Origin of the sequence: Kytococcus sp. HMSC28H12, from assembly GCF_001816045.1 — a bacterium.
Classification (GTDB): Bacteria; Actinomycetota; Actinomycetes; order Actinomycetales; family Dermatophilaceae; genus Kytococcus; species Kytococcus schroeteri.
The window spans coordinates 6,149-10,115 of record NZ_KV824653.1 but is presented as its reverse complement, the minus strand read 5'-3'; the positions used below and the strand labels follow the sequence as shown (position 1 = coordinate 10,115).

3 protein-coding genes are annotated in these 3,967 nt (G+C 74.0%); 1 reads left to right on the top strand and 2 read right to left on the bottom strand.

What is annotated here, in order from left to right; genetic code table 11:
• On the bottom strand, positions 1-275 hold a 275-nt coding region (locus tag HMPREF3099_RS10465), incomplete at its 3' end, for a hypothetical protein (protein WP_202816755.1).
• 221 nt (positions 276-496) lie between these two features.
• Between HMPREF3099_RS10465 and HMPREF3099_RS10460 the strand changes: the two genes are divergently transcribed.
• The gene (locus HMPREF3099_RS10460) at positions 497-2,539 is read left to right on the top strand and encodes a glycosyltransferase family 2 protein (RefSeq protein ID WP_070705910.1); all 2,043 of its coding nucleotides are present in this window, start codon (positions 497-499) and stop codon (positions 2,537-2,539) included.
• A gap of 194 nt (positions 2,540-2,733) precedes the next feature.
• Here HMPREF3099_RS10460 and HMPREF3099_RS13550 read toward each other — a convergent pair.
• A partial coding sequence (locus HMPREF3099_RS13550; RefSeq protein WP_237769840.1) for an acyltransferase family protein occupies positions 2,734-3,967 on the bottom strand: 1,234 nt, incomplete at its 5' end.

The following is a 3,967-nucleotide window of genomic DNA, read 5'->3' as shown; positions in this document are numbered from 1 at the left end:
CGGGCCGACGGCGCCGGCGTGCCCGGGGCGGGACGCGCGGCGGGGGCGCTGCCCGGCTTGGTGCCCACGGCCACGGTCTGCAGCAGCGTCTTGACGCGGCGCGGCAGGTAGCGGGTGCGGCGGTTGGTGTCCAGGGACACCACCAGCTGCGCCGTCATGATGAGCCCCAGGGCGCCCGCGGTGAGCCAGTACTGGTGGAGGGCCGCCCCGACGGCGGCGAGCACCACCAGCAGGAGGGCACCGCCGACGGCGGCCAGCATCTTCGTGGACTTCATGGGCTCCCGTTCCGGCACACGTGGTGCGTGAGGCGTTGCGGTCTGGTGTCTGCGGGTGGGCGTCGGCGGTGGGGCGGACCCCGGCGACGTCACCGGAGAGTATGGCAGCGCCCCGCGTACGATCGTCCCGATCCGTCCCGGGGTGTCGCCCGACGACCCCCTCGACGAGCAGACCGCAGCGCCGCGCCAGGCGGCCCACCCGGCACCCGGAAGGACCACTCGTGGCACCCCTGCGCACCGCGCGTCCCGCCGCCTCGCTCACCGACCACGCCGTGGACGCCGCCCGCCACGGCGCCGACGAGGCTGGTTTCGCATGGTTGGCCGCCGCGGCCGAGACCCCCCTGGCCCTCCTGCACACCGCGCTGCGCACCGACGCGCCGGTGCTCGTGGAGACCCTGGCCCGCGTGGCCACCGACGGCGCCCTCTCGATGCCGCAGCTGGCCGCCCACGTGGAGACCGCCCCCACCCTCGAGGCCGTGCTGGCCCCCACCGTGGCCGGGCCCGCCCTGGCCGCGCACGCCGGGGAGGCCCGCGAGCGGCTGCTGCACCAGGTGGGCTGTGTGGCGGCCTTCTGGAGCGGCCGCGCGCTCGACGAGGAGTCCACCGCCCGCGGGCTGCGGCTCTTCGAGGCCCTCCTGGAGACCCACGGCGCCGAGGCCCTGCCGCCCAAGCTGCGCGCCATCCCGCTGCAGCAGGCGCTGCTCTCCGGCCGTCCCGAACTGGCCCGCCGCTGGGTGGACCTGCCCGGGGCCCGCAAGCAGATCGTGCAGGGCGTGCGCACCGACCTGGCGCGGCTGGATGCCCTCGGGGAGGGCGCCACCGCCCCGCAGCCCGGGTCCGCGGCCGAGGTGGCATGGCTGGAGTCGCTCAACACCCGCTTCACACAGAGCCGCTGCACCCCGGTGACGCTCACCGCATCGGGCAGCACCCCGTACGACCGGATGGAGGCCGCCGCGCCCCACCACGTGGAGGACGGGCCGCTGGTGACCGTGCTCATGCCGTGCTGGCAGCCCGACGCCGAGGGGCTGGTGACCTCGGTGCGGTCCATCACCGCCCAGACCTGGCGGCGCCTGGAGATCCTCGTGCTCGACGACGCGTCCGGGCCGGAGTTCGACGCCGTCTTCGAGCAGGTCGGCCGGATGGACCCGCGCATCACCGTGGTGCGCATGCCCGCCAACGGCGGCTCGTACGTGGCGCGCAACCACGGCATCGGCATCAGCCACGGCGAGTACGTGACCGTGCAGGACGCCGACGACTGGTCGCACCCCGAGCGCATCGAGCGCCACGTGCGCGACCTGGAGGCCCACCCCAAGGTGCCCGCCAACCGGTCGCAGGCCATCCGGGTCAAGGACGACCTCACCCACCAGTGGCTCGGCTACCCGCCGGACCGCCGCAACGCCTCCAGCCTCATGGTGCGCCGCTCCGTGCTGGAGGAGGTGGGTGGCTTCCAGGCCGTGCGCAAGGGCGCGGACTCGGAGTACCACTTCCGGCTCGACGCGCTGGGCCGCCCGGTGCGCGACATCGACGACTACCTGGCCGTCATCCGCCTGAGCACCGGCAGCCTCTCGCGCGGCGACTTCATGTGGAACCGCAACAACCCCGACCGGCTGCTCTACCGCGGGGTGTACGCCGCGTGGCACCGGGCGATCCGGCGTGCCGGGGGTGGCAAGGGGCCGCGCTCGCGGCAGCTGGCCGGGGCGTCCGGCATCGACTCCTCCGCCACGATGCCGTTCAGCGTGCCGCGCGCGTGGAACCGCGACCTGCCCGCGCCCGACGGCGGTCGGTACCCCTCCAGCGGCGAGGAGGTGACGCACGCCTGGGTGCTGCGCGGCGACTTCAGCCAGCCCGAGCGGGTGGCGCAGCTGCGCGAGTTCCTCGACGCCGGCATCCGCCCCGTGCTGTGGCACCAGGAGCGCCCGCTGCCCCTCACCGAGCGGCGGCCGGAGCTGGCCGACGCGGTGGGCGACCTCATCGTGGCCGAGGGGCTGACCTACGTCTCGGCCAACGAGGCGACACTGGCGCAGAACCTGCTGGTGCTCGACGCGGGGCTCGCCGCGCGCGACGCGGGGAAGGTGCGGGCCGAGCGGGTGTGGCTGGACGCCGACCGGCTGGCCGAGGACACCGGTGCGGGCAGCATCGGGGACCTCATGGTGGTGCCCGGGCAGCTGCGCGAGGCGTTCGGCACCGCGCCGCAGTGGGTCACCCGGCACGGTGCGGGGCACTGCGGCATCGAGGGTGCGCGCCCGGCCCCCTGGCGAGCCTGAGCGGAGCTCGCTCCACCCGGCACACCCCTTGGGCGTTGGGTCGTCGCTTCTCGGGGTCCAGAGCCGGTCTCGACCCCGAGAAACGACGACTCAACGCAGGGCGGGCACGACCGCTGTGCGCTCATGTGTCACTGGGTGCCGCGGAGGGTGTCTGCCCGCGCATCCAGTGACACATGAGTGGCTGATCGTGGGCGTCAGCCCTTCTGGCTGCCCTTCGTGCCCTTCCCGGCCTTGTCCAGCGCGGCGTCCATGCGGGCGTCCAGCACCTGCTGCAGCGAGGCCACCCAGGTGGCCGTCACGTGGCTGCCCTGGCGGTAGGTGAGCACGCCACCGTTCACCGCGCGGCAGGTGCCCTCGGGGCAGAGGTGGTCGTTGAAGTCGATGAGGGAGCCGTCGACCTCCTTCATGACCTCCTCGAGCGCCGGGGTGCCCACGCCGTCGCGCTCCGGGAAGTCGCACACCGAGACGTGCGAGCTGTTCTCGGCCACGCACTCGTAGACCTTGGTCTTGGGCTGCGGCGTGTCGGCGATGGCCACCACGGTGGTGCCCTCGTCGACCAGCGGCTGGATGTGCTCCAGGTAGCCCTTCACGATGGCCTCGCGGGAGGTCTTGGTGCCGCCCTCCTCGACCAGCGCCTCGGAGCGCAGGCCGGAGACCACGAGCACGTCCGGCGGGTCGGCCTGCAGCGAGTCGGCGACCTTGTCGCCCCACTCCTTGCACGAGGTGTTCGGCGTGCCGCCGGGTGCCTGCAGCGCGGCCGAGAAGGCACAGGCTGACTTGGTGTTGGAGCGCACCGTGTAGCCGCGCTCCTTGGCCCACGCGTCCAGGCCCGGCAGCCACTGGAAGGCCTTGGAGTCGCCCACCAGGGCCACCGTCCTCTGACCGTTGGGGTCGCCGGCCTCGCACTCGTGCGGCTCGGCGGAGTCCAGGGACACCTGGCAGCCGTCGGCATACTGCGGCGGCACGTCCTCGGTGGCGTCCAACGGGTCGGGGGTGATGGTCTCCGGGTTGTCCGGGTACGCGGCAGGGTCGGGCTTGGCCTTGAGCACTGCGTTGACGCCGCGCACGCCCTTGCCGGCCCGGGTGTCCTTCGCCTTCTCCTCGTCCGGCAGCAGCGCCCGCGCGCCGGCGGCGTTCTCGTCGGTGCCCTTGCCGGGCGCCACCACCTGCAGGGCCGTGCCCAGCAGCACGCCGGTGAGGGTGAGCGAGGCGCCCAGCACCAGGGCGTTGCGGGTGCGCTTGAACGGGGCGGCGAAGCGTACCGGGTTCTCCACCAGGCGGTTGCCCGCCCAGGCCAGCGGGAAGGCCAGCAGAACGGCGGCGACGGTGGCCCACAGGGGCGCCTTCTCGCCGTCGTAGAGGCCCTGCTGGGTGAAGATCACCAGCGGCCAGTGCCAAAGGTAGAGCGAGTAGCTCAGGGCGCCGACC